Source organism: Nostoc spongiaeforme FACHB-130, assembly GCF_014698475.1.
Classification (GTDB): Bacteria; Cyanobacteriota; Cyanobacteriia; order Cyanobacteriales; family Nostocaceae; genus Nostoc_B; species Nostoc_B spongiaeforme.
Genome location: NZ_JACJTB010000060.1, coordinates 14,966 through 35,125 on the forward strand (window position 1 = coordinate 14,966; position 20,160 = coordinate 35,125).

A 20,160-nucleotide genomic window follows, 5' to 3' on the forward strand; every position below is an offset into this window, starting at 1 on the left:
TTAATAAGATAGAAACACGGTGCAAGTTCCTTATACCGTGTTTTTGATGTTTTACAAACCCATAACAGTACGATAATGAGCTTCTATTTCCACTACAGTTGGCGACTGACGCTGAGTATTCCACTGACTACGTTGGAATAATTCTTGTCGCAATTCATCAACATTAATCGTCGTCACTTGATGATTAGCTACTATTTGTTTGCCATTAACCCATGCACTATCAACAGCATTTGTCGGTCTGCCTAAAACTAATAGCCCGATGGGATCAGTCCGAGGCAGTAATGATAAACTGGTCAAATCATAAAGTATTAAATCAGCTTGTTTGCCAACAGTTAAAGAACCAATTTTATCTGCCATATTCAAGCCTTTAGCACCACCCAAAGCTGCCATTTTTGTTGCCTGTCGGGGTGTAATCCAATATTGATAATCTCGTTCTGTGGTATTGTGCAGAATTGAACCAATTTTAATCGCTTCTAATAAATCTTGGGAATCATTACTCGAAGCACCATCACAACCAAATGTGACATTTACTTGAGCTTGGCGATATTTTAAAATTGGCGCAATTCCACTGCCTAAACGCAAATTACTTAAGGGATTATGTACAACTGTAGATTGAGTTTCGGCGAGAATTTCAATATCAAATTCATTTAACCACACACAATGGGCGAGAGAAGTCCGATCGCCTAAATATCCCAGGCGTTTAAGATGTTCAACAGCACTACAACCGTACTTTTCTTGGGCGAGTTTTTCTTGGGCTTTGGTTTCCAGCAAATGGGAGTGACGACATAAATTATAGCGATCGCTCAACTCAATACAACCAGTAAATAAAGCATCACTACACAACTGAATCCCCGTAGGCGCAACTAAAATACTCACCCCTTCATCCGGACGATGAAATTGTCTAACTGCTTCCTCCACAAGTGCTAAAGTTTCCGCAGTCGAACGAAAATAAGGTTCGTGATTACGTTCATTCTCCCCAGAAGGAATACCGGCGGTTAAAGATTCATCTTGAATTAACGGTGCAATAAAAGCCCGAATCCCAATTTCTCGGTAAGCGCGAACCGCCGCCGTGATGGTTTCTAACTCTTCGCCAGGAATCAATACCAAATGATCAACAACACTCGTACCCCCGGAAAGTAAAGTTTCTACCGCCGTTCCCAAGGCGCTGAGATAGACTTTTTCCGTGTCGAGGGGGGCAAAATCATACAGATGTGCCAACCATAATTCTAAAGGCAAAGGTGGAATAATCCCGCGTTGCCACTTTTCCGAAGAATGGGTGTGGGCGTTAACAAAACCGGGTAGTAGTAGCTTATGTTCACCGTTAACGGCTGTCCCCACAACATCCAGATGAGGTGCGATCGCTGCGATTTTACCATCTACAACCTGCACATCTGTGGTGGAGTACCCATCATCGGTGGAAATTAAGACATTTTTAATACTAAAGTTCACGATTTAAACCTTGATTAAGTAATTGAACTCTCTACCTGTTTTCAAGTTACAAAATAGAAAAAGGTGTTGGGTGTTGCAAATTTATGAATCAGCCTCTGCGGACTTTGGGAGTTGCGCCAAATGCTTGGATGGTAGATCATGCGATCGCAGATATTACCCGTTCTCCCAAAAACCCACAACCCGTTATCTTAACAACCGAAACTAAAACCCTGCGCCTTGACTTGGCAAAAGCCGCCATCCTTGTTATTGACATGCAAAACGACTTTTGTCATCCCGATGGCTGGTTAGCGCATATTGGCGTAGATGTGACTCCCGCACGTCAACCCATTGAACCGTTAAATAATTTACTGCCCAAACTGCGTCATGTTAACGTGCCGGTAATTTGGGTAAATTGGGGTAATCGTCCCGACTTACTCAATATCAGCGCAGCTTCACGTCACGTCTATAACCCTACTGGTGATGGTGTGGGCTTAGGCGACTGCTTACCTAAAAATGGTGCTAGGGTATTAATGGCAGGTAGTTGGGCAGCAGCCGTAGTTGATGAACTACCACAGTTACCCGAAGACATCCGCATTGACAAATACCGTATGAGTGGCTTTTGGGACACACCCTTAGATAGTATCCTGCGGAATTTGGGAATTACTACAATATTTTTTGCTGGTGTGAATGCTGATCAATGTGTATTAACTACACTCTGTGACGCTAATTTTTTAGGATATGACTGCATTTTAGTTAAAGATTGTACAGCGACAACTTCACCCGATTATTGTTGGTTAGCAACTTTATACAACGTTAAACAATGCTTTGGTTTCGTCACCGACTCCCAAGCAATTCTCACCGCTTTAAGTCACCCCAAATTAACAGGAGAGGATGATTAAGATGTACTCTACTCGTTGCGTAATTCCTGTTATTAAATCTCCCAAAGATTATCAAGCCTACCGCATCAGTCCTCATGATAGCAATCGATTAGCAATTATCTTTGACTCCACCAATGCCAATACTTCTTTAACTTGTTGCGTAGAAATCTTTGATGTGGGTGGAAAAACACCGCCCAATCGCCATCAATGGGCAGTAGAAATGTTTTTTATTCTCAAAGGTGAAGGCATAGCTATTTGTGATGGCAAAAAAGTTGCCATTAAAGCTGGAGATAGTTTGTTAGTACCACCTACAGGCACACACTTAATTAAAAATACAGGTTCTAGTCGCTTGTATGCTTTAACAATTATGGTTCCTAATGAGGACTTTGCTGAATTAATTCGCAGTGGCACACCAGTAGAATTAGATGCAGAAGATATGGCAGTATTTGGCAGGTTAGATACTTTAATGCCCTATTAACCCAAGTTGCTAGTTATAAATGAAGAGTGGCGCACAGGTGTCAAAAAGGCAATAAATAACCTCTGAGTCATCTTGAGATGACTTGCGCTATAAGATTTGGAATTCATTCCGAGGTATGTCAAGAATTAGAATGCTGCTTTGGCAACCTAACTTTAACTTTAGTTCCCTGTCCCACTTGACTAGATAAAGTAATATTCCCACCATGTAATTCTACACAAGCTTTAGTAATTACTAAACCCAAACCTGTTCCTGGTATGGTGTCAACATTACTACCCCGACTAAAAGATTTGAATAAATTTTCTTGATCTGCAAGAGGAATACCCATCCCCTCATCTTGAATTTCTAGGAATATTTCTGATTCTTTACCGTTGAGATAAACAATAACATTGCCGCCTGCGGGAGAATACTTGATGGCATTAGATAATAAGTTTAAAAGTATTTGGCGCAAAAGTCCGCGATCGCCCCAAAAGTTTTGATGATTACCTGTCACTTGCAAAATGATTTTATGGCGATTATCTAATATTTCTTGTTGTTCAGTAATTAACTCAGAAATAAATTGCAAGACATCTAAAGGTTGTGGTTTAAATTTAGTTTTATCCAGTTCTAATTGATGAACTAAAAGCATATCATCCACAAGTTTAGACATGTGTCTTGCTTTCTGCTCAATTATTTGTAAAAAGCGATTTTTTCTTGCTTCATCCAACTGTTCGCTGCGTTGTTTGATGGTTGATGCAGCCGCCAAAATCGAAGCTAAAGGTGTACGGTATTCGTGAGAAACTGTAGTCACAATTTGAGATTTAAACTTATTGAGTTCCTTTTCTTTGACGAGTGCAGCTTGAGTCATTGCCAACAGTTCCGCCTGTTGAATTGCGATCGCCAACTGCACCGATACTTGGTTGAGAATTTCTACTTCATCAGCAGGCCATAGCTTATCTTCTGAACTGGGTTCGGCAATTAAAAAACCCCAAAGTTTAGGATTGGGGTGGCTATTGTGACTAACATTAATCGGAACTACTAAATTAGCTTGAGTATTTAATTGCTCTTTTTTGTGAAAGCAAAAATGACTCAAACTTGCCTCATAAACACGAGAAATTCTGCGTCTGTGTCGCCATTGATGATTTTCACCCAGATTACTATAGGCAACAACTAAACTTTTTTGTCTACGTACAGTTGTACTGTGCGCTACTTGTGTAGTGACAAAGTGAGTTTCTGGTTGATGGTAACTATCTGAAATGTGATCATATCTTTGTTCAGTTTCCCCAGATGAGGCAACTATCTTGCCACCCATATCAGAGGTAAACTGATAAATAATCACGCGATCGCATTTCAAAAGTTGCTGTACTTCCACCACAGCCGTATGCAAAATTTCTTCGACATTTAAAGACTGACGAATCCGCAGTGCTGTTGTCGCAATTAAACGCTGTCTTTCTTGAGTTTGACTGAGTTTAACTTTCAGACAAGATTGCTTAATCGCATTACGCACTGCTAATTGCAAAACATCTAACTGGAGGTGCTTTTTTACTAAATAATCATCAGCACCACGCTTCATTGCTTGCACCGCAACCGCTTCATCACCACGCCCAGTCAACATAATAATAGAAGCAGGCGTTTCACCTCGACACTTTTGCAAGCGTTCCAACAAATCTAACCCACTCATATCCGGCAAGCAAAAATCTAGCAGAATCACATCACAGTGAATTGCTTGACATAATGCCAACCCTTCTTCCGCAGAGTCAGCCTCGAATATCTGATATGAATTTTGGGGATCTTTTAATAAGTACCGACGATAAACTTTCCGATCCTCGGCACAATCATCAATGATGAGTAGCGTCCAGGTGTCCGGCATATTAAGAATTAGGGAGAATATTTACACTCCTTGACTTAGCATCCCACAAATGACAGCAATATTAACTAACTATTACAAAAATATAAATTAAATCTTAAGTTTAAGGGGTTATACCAATTCACAATTCGCAAGTCGCAATTCGCAATTAAAAAACTTAGATACAGTAAACCTTTCAGGGTTTACATCTGTATCAGATTTTTCGTGAAATGGTATTAGGGGCTAGAAATAAACTCCTGCCTTCTGCCCCAACCACGTAGCAGTAAGTCAAAAGGCAAAAGTTAAAAGTCAAAAATCAAGAATACTTTTGACTTCTCCGGCTTTGCCGGAGCCTCTAATCCACAGGCGGTAAGGTATTCCTTTCCAACCAATACTCAACAAATGCTTGCACTGTCTTTTGCAGTTCTTGAGCATCCATCGGCTTGACTAGATAGCCATTGGCACCTTTTTGGTAGCAAAATTCAATGTCTTTGGGGTTAGATGACGTGGTAAACACCACAATGGGGATTTTCTTTAAACTGATATCTTGCTTGAGTCGTTCTAGGATGTCACGGCCATCAATCCCAGGTAAATTAAGGTCAAGCAAAATCACCGAAGGCTTCGGTATGGTGTTCGGGTTTTGGGAATTCTCTTCTCGATAAAGGAAGTCCAAAACCTCATCCCCGTTTGTACATCTATATATAGGGTTCTGGACAGCCAACCGCCGCATTAGGCGTTGCAACATTTTAAAGTCTTCATTGCTATCCTCAACAACCAACAGAGGTTTGTTAAGTTTTTTTGTCATCAGAGATTTTAAAAAATGTAACAAAATTTTTCAAATATCTTAAACTATTGCCGCAACGTGAAATAAAACGTGGAACCATTGCCCATACTAGATTCCACCCAAATCTGACCGCTGTGTAACTCAACAATTTTTTTAGAAATGGCGAGTCCTGCACCTGTACCGCCGCCATACTTTTCTTGCGAGTGCAGCCGCTTAAATAGACGAAAGATGGTTTGATAATGATGGGGTTGAATACCAATTCCGTTATCTTTGACGTAAAAAACGGGAAATAAAGTGAATTTTTGAAGTTTATCTGATTCTTGCTGAGTAATAAAGCCAATTTCAATCAATGGTTCTGGTTTATCGTTATATTTCAAAGCATTAATTATTAAATTAGTAAAAACTTCATGGACTAATACCGGGTCACACTGAACTGCTGGTAAAGGTCGAGGAATGTCAATATTCAGTTGTGCTTCTTGACGGCTGGCCTGAATGACATCAATTACTTGGTTTAGCAATTCATTAAAATCAGTTAGTTGGAGATGTAATTCTGTTTGCCCTAATTGAGAGAGACGCAACAGCGAATTAATCAGCGTTTCCATCCGCACAGACAAAGCAAGGACAGTCTGTAAGTAGTCAATGCCATCTGCATCTAAGATGTCGGCATAATCTTCGATTAAAATTGTCGAGAAATTATAAATCCCGCGCAAAGGTTCTTTCAAATCATGAGACGCTGCATAAGCAAAAGAAGCAAGTTCGCGGTTACTGCGTTCTAACTCTTGGTTGATTTTGGCTAATTCTTCCGCTTTAGAAAGAACAATACCAACAATTGCCCCCTTCAAAGCCCAAGCATTATCAATCTCACACTGTTTCCAAGGTAGAGATGTTAACTGGACGATTTCTTGCCACTTTTCAAAGGATGTGCGCGGACACAGAGTAACGCTACCATCTGTATTTGTCTGGATTGACTCATTAGGATTTCCCGCCCAATTAATAGTCTGCACAACTTCGGGACGAAACCACAAAATATAGTAACGCTGCACTTGAGAAATACGTAACAACAGCAACCCACTGGCAGTATTTTTAAATTGAACCGCTTCTGGGTAAAGTTTCGGCAGAGAATTGGTGGCAAATATGCGTTCACTAACGTGATTATCGACCCAAGTGATTAATTTTCGTACCTGTTCTATTTTTGGCGTTGCACCCACCAGTGTAATTTCATTGTCTAAACATACAGCTGCTCCGGTGGCACTAACAAGGGCAAGTAAACTTGGTTGCGGTTTAATTAAAGCATCAATAAAATTATCGGCTTGGGAAATTAACTCGACAAATTCAGCTTGGAGGGATTTCAGCCTCACTTCGTAGTCTAATTCAGAGTGAATAACTTTATGTCCTAACTCTGAGGAGACAATTTGACCCAAAAATTCGCAGATTTTCCGCACTTCGTAGGTTAGATACTTTGGTGTTTGATGATGACAGGAAATTAACCCCCACAACTGCTGATTTTTAATTAAAGCAATCACCAAAATGGCAGATACACCCATATTTTGATGATAGGTAATACAGCATGGATCTACACTCCGTAATACTGACCAAGTTAAATCAAGGGGTGTAGCTGCATCCTGGGAAATTAACTTTACAGGTTGGGCTGTAAAATCAGGAATAAATCTTTGTAAGCATTGGGTGTATAGCTGTCTGACAGGTGTGGGAATATCTGTAGCGGGAAAGTGAAGTCCCAAATAAGGTGATAAATCTTCTCGTTTAGCTTCTGCAACTACTGAACCTGCACCTTGTTCATCAAATTGATAGACCATCACGCGGTCAAAAGCAGTGATTTTGCTATATTCGGCGGCAACTAAATGTAGAAATTCTGCTAAGTTTGTGGTGTGTTGCAAATGTGCGATCGCTTCACTCACCAAAGTATGAAAGCCTAAAAAACTGATATTTTCATCACTGTTTTTTGGTTCTAGTTCCAAAATTACCGCATTGGTTGTCCGATGAGCAATCCCATCAAAGTAGCGTGCTTGATTATCGGTTGTAATTGGTATTTTCAAAATTGTGAAAGTTCCAATTTTTTTCTCTAAGCATTGTTTAATCGCTGTTACCTGTGGAGTCGCCAGTAAACAACTCAGTGGTTGACCGAGTAAATCTTGGGGTTGTTTGTCTAGATAAGTCGCGGTGTTGTTGCTGACTTGCCAAATTTCTAATTCAGCATTCAAAGCCAGTAATAAACCATGAGGCTGTATCGACCCAGGAAGATGAATCGGTTGGTCATGGCTGTTTTCAGAAGCAGGTTGAGTAGTGATGTCTTCAGGACTCATGGTGGAATAGATAAAGTTTAACTGATGACAATGCACTAAATCGCAGATAGGAATTATTCTGCCTTGTTCTTGCTCCAAATTGATAGAAACTTATGAGTTGCTGACATCTATAGGAATCCGGTTTGATTTCTGAATTTATTTGTGTAGGTAGGGAATAGGGAATGGGGAGTCGGGAGTAGGAAAGAAGCCTGATCTGAGTGTACTGATTTTTTTCCCAAATCAAATATGAGTCCTATAGATGATTTGTAGCCACTAAAATTTTAGGACATAAAAGTTACACCTATTTTTCATCTCTATGAAACTTGAATTTTTGTAAAACTGTCAAAGCAAGTATTAGTGAGAATTATAAAGTTTGTTTATTTGATCAGTACTGTAGTTATTTAAGTACTTGGCAGTATTAATATTGACGTTATAATTGATTCGGCAAATCAAAAAAAGGGATGTGTGCATTTAGAGAAAGTTGCACCAGCCTGGAAAAAACAAATTTGCTATCAAAAACTTTTTATTTCTGACAAGGTGTTGTGTATGAAGTGCAAGAATTTTTTGACTATTTTGACAACCAGTTTAGTTTCCATGATATCTTTGCCTGCGATCGCCCAAGCAGAAACGTCATTTAAAACACCTACTGGAAATATTCACTGTACAATTCTACAAGCAAGCATTCGTTGCGATATTATAAAAATCACTGCAAAAATTCCACCCCAACCCAAAAACTGTGAATTAGACTGGGGTCATGCCTTTATTCTCGATGCACAGGGTCGTGGTTATCGGGGTTGTTATGGTGATACAACAGTAAATCCCCAAAACCCTGTTTTGCAATATGGTAAGACATTACGTCATGAAGGTATTGTCTGCACATCCAGAAGAACAGGCTTAACTTGTGTTAATCGCGATCAAAGAGGCTGGGAACTGAGCCGAGAAAAACAAAGATTCTTTTAAAATATCAGCATTAAGTTGAGTGCGATCGCTTCATCAAAAAAGCTTTTGGTGTGTTAGGTGTAAGCCGTAACACACCCTAAATATACTAAGTTTATTCGACAATCAAATAAAAGTCTTATATTTATTCAGTTAGCAAGCTAGGCGAAGTTAACACAAACACATCCCGAATACCTAACCCATCAACTTGCGGTTTAATGGGAGTCGTAAAATGGAAAAATTCGTGGTCATTAACTAATAATAATTCACCAGAATTAAGCACTTTGCTAAAAACTGGCTTTTCTTTTTTCGCTGTATATAGATGTGTTTCTCCACCTTGAATGTTTTCTCTAGCCACAGAGAAAATTCCAATAAAATCAGTACCATCTTGATGGATACCTTCAGGGGCGGGATTCCCCATATTTTCGGCAGAACAGATAGTTCTGATTTGATGAACTCCGATTTCTGCTTCTGGATGCAGTTTACAAGAGTCGCTAAATGCTAAAACCATCTTTTTAAAGATATCAAGCTCAATGATGCCATCTTCTAATTCTGCAAATTCTCTTTTAATATCTCCCAATAAAGGGTTATATGTTTTGCTTTGGAAGAGATAGCCATGTGGTAGTTTAATTAAATCATTCCCCGAAACGGTAAAACGAGATAATCTTCTTAACCGATAATTGCCTTTGATATAAGGATCAACTGGCAAATTATTAAAAAATGGCTGAAAACCTTCTGGATTAATAGAATTTACCTTTCTTAAAGTGAACAGAAAAGCATATTCTAAGTCTGTTGATTCCCATACTTTTTGCATAGGATTTACCTGCTGATTAGGTTTAAATCCTCCGCTATTTTTCTTTCTCGGAGGCTTATACCACCGAGTATATGCTACTTTTTATTAAACTGTCGTTAAATTGACTACAGAATTTGACAATTTGTGATAAAGTAATCACCTCCTGGAAAGTCTTTTGCATCGTGTTGCTAACTCCACTCACACCGCAGATTTAGTTCTGCGTGGCGGAATGTTAATGCGGTTGTGGGTTCCCCCAGGCCATCGCATTGCAGTTGATGTTGATTTTCTGGGGTTATATCCCTTTGATAAGCTGTTAAGCATTTAATTTGCACATTGAGGCCGCAGGGGGGCAGGGAGCAGGGGAGAAGGTTTGCAGCTTTTATTACCATGAACATGGTGCAACTTAAATGACGATTAGCTTATTGAATCCACAGCCCAACGCTTTCGGGAATTGCTGGCGATTGAAGGAGGTAAGTCACAAGGCAAAAGTCAAAAGGCAAAAATGAAGAATAATTTTGACTTTTGATATCATATCCGGCAAATCAGTTATGATTCAACACATCTGTGCAGAAAGACAGAACTCTTTCTCCCCATGCTCCCTACCACGCCAGTCGCTACTCTGCGAGAAGCCGCGCAGAGCGCGCCTACAAGTCGGGAAACCCGACGACACTTACTACAAATCGGCAAAGCCGCCCAAGGCAGTGTCTCTCCTGCAATTTTTATGATAAGTCTTTTATCAGACATGATATGACTTCTCCGGCTTTGGCGGAGTGCTTCATGACTTCTTTAAGGTAAATTTTATGTGATGCGATCGCCAAAATTTCTGGGAATTCTAGAGATAAGGCAGTCGTAAGAAATATGTGTTTCACTGAAAGCTATGGCAGATTCTAATAGCACCCGCACGCAAACGCTTTTGCAGCTTTCGGGTTATCAGATCCTTGAGCAAATCTATCGGGGAACAAGAACAATTGTGTATCGTGCGGTACAAACAGAGACAAAGCGCCCAGTAGTGATTAAGGTGCTGCATCAGGATTATCCCAGCTTTAGTGAACTCGTACAGTTTCGCAATCAATATACCATCACCAAAAATCTGCCGATCGCAGGTATTGTTCAACCTTTGAGTTTAGAATCTTTGGGGAACAGTTATGCCTTAGTGATGGAGGACTTGGGCAGTATTTCTTTAGGGCAGTACCTCCAACAACAGCCCCTCTCACTTGCCGAGATGCTGACGCTTGCCATTCAACTAGCAGAAATTCTCCATCACCTGCATCAACATCGAGTCATCCATAAAGATATTAAACCTGCGAATATTCTCATCCACCCAGACTCGAAACAGGTGCAACTCATCGACTTCAGTATTGCTTCCCTGTTACCCAAAGAAACTCAAACCATCCAAAATCCCAATGTGTTAGAAGGCACTCTGGCTTATCTCGCGCCAGAACAAACAGGACGGATGAATCGGGGGATTGATTACCGAACAGATTTCTATGCTCTGGGTATCACACTGTATCAGTTATTAACTAGACAATTGCCATTTATCAGTGAAGACCCCTTGGAGTTGATTCATTGTCATATTGCTCAAGTACCGATGTCTGTCAATCAGGTCAATCCCGATGTACCTCCGATGGTAGCTGCAATTGTGGCGAAACTTATGGCGAAAAATGCCGAAGACCGTTATCAGAGTGCGCTGGGACTCAAATATGATTTGGAACATTGTTTGAGCCAGTACAAAGAAACAGGCACAATTGCGGAGTTTAAGCTAGGACAGAGAGATTTGTGCGATCGCTTTACCATTCCTGAAAAGCTCTACGGCAGGGAAACCGAAGTGCAAGTCTTACTCGATGCCTTTGAGCGGGTTGCAGTTGGGACTACAGAATTAATGCTCGTAGCGGGGTTTTCCGGGATTGGCAAAACCGCCGTCATCAATGAAGTCCACAAACCCATAGTCCGGCAGCGTGGTTACTTCATCAAAGGTAAGTTTGACCAGTTCAATCGCAACATTCCCTTTTCCGCTTTTGTGCAAGCCTTTCGGGATTTAGTCGGGCAATTGCTCAGTGAAAGTGATACTCAATTACAACACTGGAAGACTCAGACTTTAGCAGCACTGGGAGAAAATGCCCAAGTCATTATAGAACTGATTCCCGAACTTGAACGCATCATTGGCATACAACCCCCAGCCGTAGAATTATCAGGAACCGCAGCCCAAAATCGGTTTAATTTGTTGTTTCAAAGGTTCATTCAAGTCTTTACTATCCCCGAACATCCGTTAGTAATGTTTGTTGATGATTTGCAATGGGCAGATTTAGCTTCGTTGAATTTGATTCAGGTGTTAATGTCTGAGTCGCAAACAGGCTGTCTATTACTGCTGGGTGCTTATCGGGATAATGAAGTGTTTGCCACCCACCCGTTGATGTTGACCCTCAATGGAATGGAAAAAGCTGGAGTAAAAATCCACACCATCACCCTACAACCCCTGACTTTTACCAGTCTCAATCACTTGATTGCCGATACCCTTCACGCTCCCGCATCCATAGTGCAACCACTTACAGAACTGGTCATACAGAAAACACAAGGTAATCCTTTCTTTGCGAACCAGTTTTTGAAGGCATTACATCAAGACCAGTTAATTACCTTTAACTCTAATGCAGGATATTGGCAGTGCAATATTCTGCAAGTGCGAGAAGCGGCTTTGACCAATGATGTGGTTGAATTGATGGTGCAGCAATTGCAAAAGCTACCGCAAGCAACCCAAGAAATTTTAAAACTTGCAGCTTGTATTGGCGCACAGTTTGATTTAAATACACTGGCGATCGTTTCGCAGCAATCCCCAACAGAAGTAGCAGCAACATTGTGGAAAGCATTACAGGAAGGGTTGATTCTGCCGCAAGGCGATTTGTACAAATTTTATTTGTCAGAAACTCAAGCAACACAGCACACCCCACAGAAAACCCTCAACTATCGGTTTCTGCACGATCGCGTCCAACAAGCTGCTTACTCATTAATCCCAGAAAAGCAAAAGCAGACAACTCACCTGAAAATTGGGCAGTTATTGCTTCACAAGTCTGCAAACAGCGAGCGGGAAGAACGATTATTTGAAATCGTCAATCATTTGAATATCGGCAGAGGCTTCATTTCACAACCGCAAGAACGAGAAGATTTAGCACAGTTGAACCTGGAGGCGGGGCGAAAAGCAAAGACCTCTACCGCCTATGAAGCAGCGATCGCCTATTTATCTACGGGAATTGAGTTACTACCGAAAACAGCTTGGGAAAGCCACTATTCTCTTTCTCTAGCACTATATGAAGAGATGGCAGAAGCCAGCTACCTCAATACTGATTTTGAGCAGATGGAACAGTGGGCTAATTTAGTGTTGCAACGGGCTAAAAACTTACTCGATACCATCAAAGTTCAGCAAACTCGGATTATGGGAGCTAAAGCCCAAGGAAAACTCCTGGATTCCCTCAATATTGGGTTACAGGTTTTAAAAGAGTTGGGTATTGAATTTCCACAGCAGCCAACCCAGGCAGATATTCGAGAAGGATATGAGGGAACGCGATCGCATTGGATTGACAAACCACCCCAGAGTTTACTTGATCTGCCAACGATGTCCGACTCCCATCTTTTGGCAGCGATGAATATGTTGACAATTTTAACACCTGCTGCCTATGTGACATCACCCAACTTAATGCTGTTGCTGATTTTCAAGCAAGTTGAACTATCCATCAAATCAGGTAACGCCCCTGTCTCAATATTTACTTATGGTGACTATGGTATAGTCCTCTGCGGCATTATGGGCGATATTACCAATGGTTACGATTTTGGTGAATTGGCATTAAGTTTATTGGAAAGATTCCAAGCAAAATCTTTCACAGGTCGTTCTGGATATGTGGTTAATACTTACATTAAGCATTGGAAAATTGGCTTATCGGAAATAGTTCCTTGCTTGCAAGCAGCCTATCGTAATAGCCTGGAAACTGGAGATATAGAAGCACTCGGTTGTAATGCTGTTGCTTACTGTGCTTATGCTTATCATCAGGGGCAGAACTTAACAGAAATTGTTAAAACAATGGAGGCTTACCGCCAAACAATTATTCAATATAAGCTGGCATTTTCTTTACCATTCCAAGAAATCTATCAACAAACAGCTCTGAATTTACTAGGTGAGACGGCAACACCCTACATACTCACTGGCACAATATTTAACCAAGAACAATCACTTCCCCAACTACAAGCAACCAATCAACGCACAGCATTATTTTACTGGTTCTTTAACCAAAGCATTCTTTATTACATTTTTGCAAAAAACTACGAAGCAATTCAAACCTCTGCCGAAACTGCTCAGTATCTAGATGGGGTTGTGGGTATGTTCATAGTTCCCCTCTATTTCTGGTTTGACGCGCTGATTCAATTAGCCCAATATACAGAAAGTACTCCAGTTGAAGAGCGTCAATTCATCCTGCTCAAAGTACAACAACATCAAGAAAAATTGCAGTATTGGGCAACTCTATCTCCGGTAAATCATCAGCACCGTTGGCAGCTAATTGAAGCAGAACGTTATCGAGTAATTGGCAAGAGAGCCGATGCAGTGGACGCTTATGATCGCGCCATTGCAGGAGCAAAAGCCAATGGATTCATCCAAGATGAAGCCCTCGCCAACGAACTCGCCGCCAAATTCTATCTTAATTGGGAAAAAGAAAAAGTCGCCGCAGGCTATATGCAAGAAGCCTACTACTGTTATTCTCGATGGGGAGCTAAAGCCAAAGTTGCTGACTTAGAAACCAACTATCCCGATTTGCTTCGCCCCATCTTGCAACAGGCAGAAGTATCTACGAGTATTTTGAGTACCTTAGCAACGATCTCCCCGCTAACTGTATCTCCTCATCCCAGCGATCGCAAAAGTTCCAGTATTACCAACATTAACAATTCCCTTGATTTTGCCATTATCCTCAAAGCCTCTCAAGCACTTTCTAGCACAATTCACTTAGATGAACTTCTACATCAACTCACCCAAATTATTTTGCAAAACTCAGGCGCAGATCGCTGTGCTTTGATGTTGCTCAGTGAGACTGGAGAATGGCAAGTGCGAGCGATCGCTACTCTTAATGAAACACAACTTTGTGCTGAACCACTGATCAATAATCCCCATATACCAGTCAAGCTGATTCAGTACGTCAAAAACACCCAAGAATTTGTGGTAATTGACAACCTGGAAACTACCTTACCTGTAATTGGTGACTATCTCAGACAACACCAGCCCAAGAGCTTACTATGTTTGCCTCTTCTCCATCAGGGGCATTTAATTGGCATTTTATATCTCAACAATCAACTTACTTGTGGGGTATTTACCCAAGCTCGGATTTTAATTCTCAATTTCCTCTGTACCCAAGCTGCCATTTCCCTAGAAAATGCCCGACTTTATCAACAATCTCAGAATTATGCTCAACAACTGGAGCGATCGCAATTACAAGTTGTACAAAGCGAAAAAATGGCATCTTTGGGTAACTTGGTGGCTGGTGTCGCCCATGAAATCAACAATCCTATTGGTTTCCTCAATGGCAGTATCAACAATGCAAGAGATTATGTGCAAGATTTACTAGACTACATTGCCCTTTATCAAGAACACCATCCCCAAGCAGCTACAACAGTAAAACAGAAAGCTAAAGAAATTGATCTGGAATTTCTCACAGAAGACTTACCAAAGTTACTTAATTCGATGAAAGGAGCAACGGATCGCATCACAAGTATCAGTAATAGCCTCCGTACCTTCTCCCGTGCGGATACCGAATACAAAGTCAGTGCCAATCTCCATGAGGGACTCGACAGCACGTTATTAATTTTGAAATATCGCCTCAAAGCCAATGAGTTTCGTCCAGAGATACAAATCATACAAGAGTTTGGCGATTTACCTCCAATCGAATGCTTTCCTGGACAGTTAAACCAAGTATTTATGAATATCCTGGCGAATGCCATTGATATGTTTGACGAAATGGCTCAAACTCAATCCTTTAAAGAACTGGAAGCTAATCCCCAAATAATTACCATTCGTACTGAAGTTATATCAAACCAGGTAGATATTCGTATTCGTGATAATGGTAAAGGTATGACACAGGAAGTTCAGAAGAAAATATTTGACCATTTATTTACTACCAAAGCTGTAGGGAAAGGTACAGGATTGGGATTATCGATCGCTCGTCAAATTGTGGTCGAAAAACATGGTGGCAGACTAGAAGTACAGTCTCAGGTAGGACAAGGTAGTGAGTTTTGCATCTACCTGCCGATTGGTGAGCAGTAACTTCTGCCTGATGTGAATTACAAATTATTTTGCCGTTCCGCAACTAGTCGCAAATCTTCTTGATGTTGCCAAGCCCATTCTGCCAAAGTAGCGATCGGTTCAATTAGCTGTTCACCAAAGGGTGTGAGTTTATATTCTACCTTTGGTGGCACAACTGGATATACAGTTCGTTCGACAACACCTGCTGACTCTAACCTTCTGAGGGTTTGTGTCAGCATTTTTTTTGATACATCAGGAATTTGACGTTGAAAATCAGTATATCGCTTGGTACCAGAAGATAAAAGATACATGACTGGCGGTGTCCATTTATCTCCTACTAAATCGAGCATCTGTCGCACAGGACAGTCTGCACTCAAGATGATTTGTTCATTTTTGGGAACCATGAGGTAACTATATCACCAGAAAGTTCCTACTTGTAAGCAAAATCGAAATCAGGCACACTGCTTTATTAGTGAAAACAGGGAAATTTGCATGAAATCTTTAGCAAACAAAGTTGCCCTCGTCACTGGGGGTACTTCTGGGATTGGGCGCACTACTGCGATCGCTTTTGCTGGTGCTGGTGCTAAAGTTGCAGTTGTGGGAAGACGCGCCGAAGAAGGTAATGAGACTCTTAACTTAATTCATCAAGCTGGTAGTGAAGGTTTGTTTATCAAAGCAGATGTGGCGCAAGAAGCAGATATAAAAGCCACTATTGCTGCTGTTGTTGATAAGTTTGGCAAACTCGACATTGCATTTAATAATGCTGGAATGTTGGGACAGAATGCGGTGTTGGCAGAACAAACAGAACAAAACTACGACAAAGTTTTTGGTGTTAATGTTAAGGGCGTATTTTTGTGTATGAAGCACGAAATTAGCCAAATGTTAGCCCAAGGTAATGGAGGTGCAATTGTCAATACAGCTTCTATTAATGGTTTTCGTCCTTTAGCACCTGGCTTATCAATTTACGATGCTTCTAAAACTGCTGTGGTGATGCTAACAAAAGCCGCAGCTTTAGAATATGCCTCCCATAAAATTAGAATAAATGCGATCGCACCAGGGCCGATTGAAACCGAAATGCTTAATCAGGCTAGTGGTGGTAATACTAAAGCTTTTGCAAATATTGTCCCAGCCGGACGTTTAGGCAAACCAGAAGACATTGCGAATGCTGTGCTTTGGTTATGCGCTGATGCTACAGATTTTGTCAATGGTCACACCCTGACTGTTGACGGTGGGATTTTAGCAGGGTGAGCAAATTATCAGGAAGTAATATGACTCAACTAGAAAACAAAGTTGCATTAATTCTAGGTGGCGCAGGTAATGTTGGCGAAGGTATTGTCAGAGCATTTCTTAAAGCAGGTGCTATAGTAGCTGTGCCATCACGTAAATCCGAAAAATTGGCAGAATTAAGCTCTTATTTAGGCGAACTTGCTTATCCAGAAAGATTTATTCCGATTGTGGGCGAAATTACCCAAATTGAGAGTGCCGAAAGTATTCGTGACCAACTGCTCAAACAATTTGGTCAACTTGATGCTGTGGTTGCTTCTCTTGGTGGTTGGTGGTTTGGTAACAAACCTGTAACTGAAGTCTCAATTACCGAATGGCAACAATATTTAGATAGTAATTTAACTAGTCACTTCATCGCCGCCCGCACCTTCTTACCTGTTTTAACAGAACGTAAAGGTGCAAGTTACACTTTGATTGGTGGAGCCGCAGCCGAAGTACCGATTCCCAATGTCAGCCCCGTGAGCATTCCCGCCGCTGGACAACTTATGCTAGCTCAGGTGTTGATGCAGGAAAATAAAGGTAGTGCTGTGCGAATTAATGAAGTAATTGTTCATAGCTGGGTAACTACTCGCACTAGTAAAGAACGCAGTCAACCAACGTGGATTAGTGCTGATGACATTGGCGCATTTACAGCTTGGCTGGCTTCTGATGCCGCTACTATGGTGAATGGGAGTCTGCTGCGCTTGTACGAAAAGCCTGGGATTTAATCAAATTAGAACTCATACGCTTCGCGTTGCATCACAGATGGGTTGATATTTCTCACCCAAAGAAGAACACTTGTTTGCTATTAACGCGAGTTTGCTCAACTTTTCCCTAATCTTTCTAGAATGCAGAAACTATGATGTAAACAAAAGTTTTGGAATCAGCAATGTTAATGTGATAGCTCACATTGTGAATGCGCTGCCTCGCAATGTTAATGTGTCGACTTGCAATGTTAATGTGATGACTTACATTGTAAATATGTTGTCTTACATTGTGAATGCGTTACGTTACATTTACAATGTAACGTGAATTGATAAGTCTGTTTGTACTTCTCCTCCATCTCCTCTCCGTGTCGGAGAGGGGAGTAATTACCAGCAATAAATTTTATTATTAACCTTGATAATGTTGTGTAGAAATGGGTGGTAAGTAGCGTTTACGTCGGCTTTGAATGCTTTTCCACAGTAAAACACCAGCAAAAATTAAGGTGGATAGCAGAACTACACTAGCGCCAGAAGCAATATCTAAGTAGTAGCTGAGGTAAATTCCGGCAAATGCGATCGCTGCGCCTAAAATACCAGAAATAATCATGATATAACCAAAGCGATCGCTCAACAGTCGCGCAATAGAAGCCGGAATCACCACCGCAGAGATAATTAATGTCACTCCCAAAACATTCAGTGTGGCGACTAACAACGTTGCCAACATCAAAGCAAATAATGTATCCATCACCACCACTGGGACACCATGCACTTGTGCTACTTCCCGATCAAAACACCAAAATAGTAAAGGCCGATAAAACACAAACACTAAGCTTAAAATTACAATCGATACTACCGTCACAAACCACAAATCTGTAGGAGAAACGCCCAAGACATTGCCAAATAAAGCCGCCTCAAAGTTTTGGCTAAATTTGCGATAGGTACTAATTACGGCTACACCCAAAGCAAAACTCGCCGTGGTCACAATTCCAATTGCAGCATCAGAATATACTTTACGCCCTGTAAGATATTGGATGAGCAAAGCAGCAGCAAATCCCCAAATTCCCGAACCAACATAAAAATTTAACCCTAAAACATAGCTCAAAACTGCTCCGCCCAAAATCGCATGAGAAAGACCATGAGCAATGTAACTCATTCGGCGAGTGATGATATATACACCCATCACACCGCACAATAGCCCCGCCATCATCCCAACCATTACAGCGCGGCTAAAAAATTCATAAGCAAAAGGTTTAAGTAGAAATTCCATGTATTTAATAAGTCTAGTATTGTATTTCTGACTCTAGTGAGGTACTAGACAGAAATAATTAACCGCAGATGGACGCAGATAAAAACCAAAAAAATGCCTGTACTTTAAGATTTAGAATTATGTCCGTTGTGACTGAAGGGAATTTTTTTGAGGATGTGGGGTAAATTGTCTTGCATTTGATGGCGTAACGAAGTACCTGCATTAGCAATCAAAATGCGATCGTTTTGATGAAATACCACCATTTCTGCACCAAAGGTCTGCTTTAAAATTGCAGGTGTAAACACATCACTGGGTTCACCTTGGGCAATAACGCTGTGATTAAAACACACTACCCAAGGTAAATGAGTTGCTACCGAATTTAGATCATGGGTAGAAAGTAGAATTGTTAACCCTTGTTGATTTAGTTCCGCCAACAAATGTAATAATTCATGCTGCACTCGTAAATCAGAACTGCTGGTTGGTTCATCTAACAGGACAATTTCTGGTTCACCAACTAGCGCCCTAGCAATAAATACTCGTTGCTGTTGTCCACCAGATAACTCACCAATGGGACGATTAGCAATGTGCGCTACTCCTACCCGTTCTAATAAAGCTTTCGCCGCAATGCGATCGCGGTATGATGACCAAGGTAAAAATTGCTGTCTGCGATAACGCCCCATCATCACTACTTCTAGTGCAGTTACCGGAAAATTCCAATCTACTGTTTCTACTTGCGGTACATAACCCACTTTTGGCGGCGCAGTTCCCGGTTTTAAACGTTTTCCACGAAACCAAATTTCCCCCGCCCAAGGTTTAACTAACCCTAATATGGCTTTAATTAGAGTAGTTTTCCCGCTACCAGAAGGCCCCACTAAACCAGAAAGTTGTCCAGGATATAAGCACAAATTGACATTCGTCAATACTGGTTGAGTTTGGAAACCACAGGTAAGATTTCTAATTTCTAATATTGTTTCCATGCAAATGAAGTATGAAGTGTGAAGTATGAAGTGTGAAGTGGGAGGTGTGGGAAGTGTGGGAGGTGTGGGAAGTGTGGGAGGTGTGGGAAGTGTGGGAGGTGTGGGAGGTGTGGGAGGTGTGGGAGGTGTGGGAGGTGTGGGAGGTGGGGGGGGGGTGGGAGGTGTGGCTGACAGGTGTAGGTTTTTTACAATTAGGAGGAATTGAAGCAAAAGAAATCGTCAACAGGAGTAGGAGGAAAAGTACTCCAACGCGGAAGACGAAGAGGAAGATGGTTGAGTA

The 20,160-nt window shown here is 41.2% G+C and carries 16 protein-coding genes; 8 read left to right on the forward strand and 8 right to left on the reverse strand.

Translation table 11 applies throughout. The features are described from left to right. Positions 1-51 precede the first annotated feature (51 nt). Positions 52-1,449: an amidohydrolase gene (locus H6G74_RS27790; RefSeq protein ID WP_190970777.1), complete on the reverse strand. Its 1,398-nt coding sequence runs from the start codon at positions 1,447-1,449 to the stop codon at positions 52-54. Positions 1,450-1,532: 83 nt separating this feature from the next. Between H6G74_RS27790 and H6G74_RS27795 the strand changes: the two genes are divergently transcribed. Both H6G74_RS27795 and H6G74_RS27800 read left to right on the forward strand, forming a co-directional pair. Further along, positions 1,533-2,327, forward strand: a complete 795-nt coding sequence (locus tag H6G74_RS27795) for a cysteine hydrolase family protein (protein ID WP_190970779.1) — start codon at positions 1,533-1,535, stop codon at positions 2,325-2,327. 1 nt (position 2,328) lies between these two features. Beyond that, positions 2,329-2,784, forward strand: coding sequence for a cupin domain-containing protein (locus H6G74_RS27800; protein ID WP_190970781.1), 456 nt, complete (start codon positions 2,329-2,331; stop codon positions 2,782-2,784). Positions 2,785-2,902: 118 nt separating this feature from the next. Here H6G74_RS27800 and H6G74_RS27805 read toward each other — a convergent pair whose 3' ends face one another. From H6G74_RS27805 to H6G74_RS27815, 3 genes are all read right to left on the reverse strand, one after another. Then, positions 2,903-4,630, reverse strand: coding sequence for a hybrid sensor histidine kinase/response regulator (locus H6G74_RS27805; protein ID WP_190970783.1), 1,728 nt, complete (start codon positions 4,628-4,630; stop codon positions 2,903-2,905). A gap of 331 nt (positions 4,631-4,961) precedes the next feature. Further along, complete coding sequence (locus tag H6G74_RS27810) at positions 4,962-5,411, reverse strand: response regulator (protein ID WP_190970785.1); 450 nt, start codon at positions 5,409-5,411, stop codon at positions 4,962-4,964. A gap of 44 nt (positions 5,412-5,455) precedes the next feature. Then, positions 5,456-7,711, reverse strand: a complete 2,256-nt coding sequence (locus H6G74_RS27815; RefSeq protein WP_190970808.1) for an ATP-binding protein — start codon at positions 7,709-7,711, stop codon at positions 5,456-5,458. Between the two features lie 525 nt (positions 7,712-8,236). On the opposite strand from H6G74_RS27815, the gene H6G74_RS27820 reads away from it, so the two are divergent. Then, the gene (locus H6G74_RS27820; protein ID WP_190970787.1) at positions 8,237-8,650 is read left to right on the forward strand and encodes a DUF6636 domain-containing protein; all 414 of its coding nucleotides are present in this window, start codon (positions 8,237-8,239) and stop codon (positions 8,648-8,650) included. Positions 8,651-8,771: 121 nt separating this feature from the next. Here H6G74_RS27820 and H6G74_RS27825 read toward each other — a convergent pair whose 3' ends face one another. Beyond that, a complete protein-coding gene (locus tag H6G74_RS27825) occupies positions 8,772-9,440 on the reverse strand; it encodes a 2OG-Fe dioxygenase family protein (RefSeq protein WP_190970789.1) in 669 nt (222 codons plus the stop codon). Positions 9,441-9,594: 154 nt separating this feature from the next. On the opposite strand from H6G74_RS27825, the gene H6G74_RS27830 reads away from it, so the two are divergent. Continuing rightward, entirely contained in the window at positions 9,595-9,744 is a 150-nt protein-coding gene (locus H6G74_RS27830; RefSeq protein WP_242051366.1) for a nucleotidyl transferase AbiEii/AbiGii toxin family protein, read from the forward strand. A 552-nt stretch (positions 9,745-10,296) separates the two neighbouring features. Continuing rightward, positions 10,297-15,711, forward strand: coding sequence for a trifunctional serine/threonine-protein kinase/ATP-binding protein/sensor histidine kinase (locus H6G74_RS27835; protein WP_190970791.1), 5,415 nt, complete (start codon positions 10,297-10,299; stop codon positions 15,709-15,711). 17 nt (positions 15,712-15,728) lie between these two features. Here the strand turns inward: H6G74_RS27835 and H6G74_RS27840 are convergent, their stop codons facing one another. After that, positions 15,729-16,094: a winged helix-turn-helix transcriptional regulator gene (locus H6G74_RS27840; RefSeq protein WP_190970793.1), complete on the reverse strand. Its 366-nt coding sequence runs from the start codon at positions 16,092-16,094 to the stop codon at positions 15,729-15,731. A gap of 88 nt (positions 16,095-16,182) precedes the next feature. Between H6G74_RS27840 and H6G74_RS27845 the strand changes: the two genes are divergently transcribed. Both H6G74_RS27845 and H6G74_RS27850 read left to right on the forward strand, forming a co-directional pair. Next, a complete protein-coding gene (locus H6G74_RS27845) occupies positions 16,183-16,938 on the forward strand; it encodes a glucose 1-dehydrogenase (RefSeq protein WP_190970795.1) in 756 nt (251 codons plus the stop codon). Positions 16,939-16,958: 20 nt separating this feature from the next. After that, a complete protein-coding gene (locus H6G74_RS27850) occupies positions 16,959-17,681 on the forward strand; it encodes an SDR family NAD(P)-dependent oxidoreductase (RefSeq protein ID WP_190970798.1) in 723 nt (240 codons plus the stop codon). 385 nt (positions 17,682-18,066) lie between these two features. Here the strand turns inward: H6G74_RS27850 and H6G74_RS27855 are convergent, their stop codons facing one another. After that, entirely contained in the window at positions 18,067-18,924 is an 858-nt protein-coding gene (locus H6G74_RS27855; protein ID WP_190970800.1) for a metal ABC transporter permease, read from the reverse strand. Between the two features lie 104 nt (positions 18,925-19,028). Then, the gene (locus H6G74_RS27860) at positions 19,029-19,880 is read right to left on the reverse strand and encodes a metal ABC transporter ATP-binding protein (RefSeq protein WP_190970802.1); all 852 of its coding nucleotides are present in this window, start codon (positions 19,878-19,880) and stop codon (positions 19,029-19,031) included. 25 nt (positions 19,881-19,905) lie between these two features. Here H6G74_RS27860 and H6G74_RS27865 point away from each other — a divergent pair, with 25 nt between their 5' ends. Then, positions 19,906-20,085, forward strand: a complete 180-nt coding sequence (locus H6G74_RS27865; RefSeq protein ID WP_190970804.1) for a hypothetical protein — start codon at positions 19,906-19,908, stop codon at positions 20,083-20,085. Positions 20,086-20,160: the final 75 nt, after the last annotated feature.

What these genes read in the sequence shown, in the direction of transcription:
- H6G74_RS27845 (WP_190970795.1), top strand. Translation starts at nt 16,183, where the DNA reads ATGAAATCTTTAGCAAACAAAGTTGCCCTCGTCACTGGGGGTACTTCT.
- H6G74_RS27815 (WP_190970808.1), bottom strand. Translation starts at nt 7,711, where the DNA reads ATGAGTCCTGAAGACATCACTACTCAACCTGCTTCTGAAAACAGCCAT.
- H6G74_RS27820 (WP_190970787.1), top strand. Translation starts at nt 8,237, where the DNA reads ATGAAGTGCAAGAATTTTTTGACTATTTTGACAACCAGTTTAGTTTCC.
- H6G74_RS27835 (WP_190970791.1), top strand. Translation starts at nt 10,297, where the DNA reads ATGGCAGATTCTAATAGCACCCGCACGCAAACGCTTTTGCAGCTTTCG.
- H6G74_RS27805 (WP_190970783.1), bottom strand. Translation starts at nt 4,630, where the DNA reads ATGCCGGACACCTGGACGCTACTCATCATTGATGATTGTGCCGAGGAT.
- H6G74_RS27850 (WP_190970798.1), top strand. Translation starts at nt 16,959, where the DNA reads ATGACTCAACTAGAAAACAAAGTTGCATTAATTCTAGGTGGCGCAGGT.
- H6G74_RS27865 (WP_190970804.1), top strand. Translation starts at nt 19,906, where the DNA reads ATGAAGTGTGAAGTGGGAGGTGTGGGAAGTGTGGGAGGTGTGGGAAGT.
- H6G74_RS27840 (WP_190970793.1), bottom strand. Translation starts at nt 16,094, where the DNA reads ATGGTTCCCAAAAATGAACAAATCATCTTGAGTGCAGACTGTCCTGTG.
- H6G74_RS27860 (WP_190970802.1), bottom strand. Translation starts at nt 19,880, where the DNA reads ATGGAAACAATATTAGAAATTAGAAATCTTACCTGTGGTTTCCAAACT.
- H6G74_RS27825 (WP_190970789.1), bottom strand. Translation starts at nt 9,440, where the DNA reads ATGCAAAAAGTATGGGAATCAACAGACTTAGAATATGCTTTTCTGTTC.
- H6G74_RS27795 (WP_190970779.1), top strand. Translation starts at nt 1,533, where the DNA reads ATGAATCAGCCTCTGCGGACTTTGGGAGTTGCGCCAAATGCTTGGATG.
- H6G74_RS27855 (WP_190970800.1), bottom strand. Translation starts at nt 18,924, where the DNA reads ATGGAATTTCTACTTAAACCTTTTGCTTATGAATTTTTTAGCCGCGCT.
- H6G74_RS27810 (WP_190970785.1), bottom strand. Translation starts at nt 5,411, where the DNA reads ATGACAAAAAAACTTAACAAACCTCTGTTGGTTGTTGAGGATAGCAAT.
- H6G74_RS27800 (WP_190970781.1), top strand. Translation starts at nt 2,329, where the DNA reads ATGTACTCTACTCGTTGCGTAATTCCTGTTATTAAATCTCCCAAAGAT.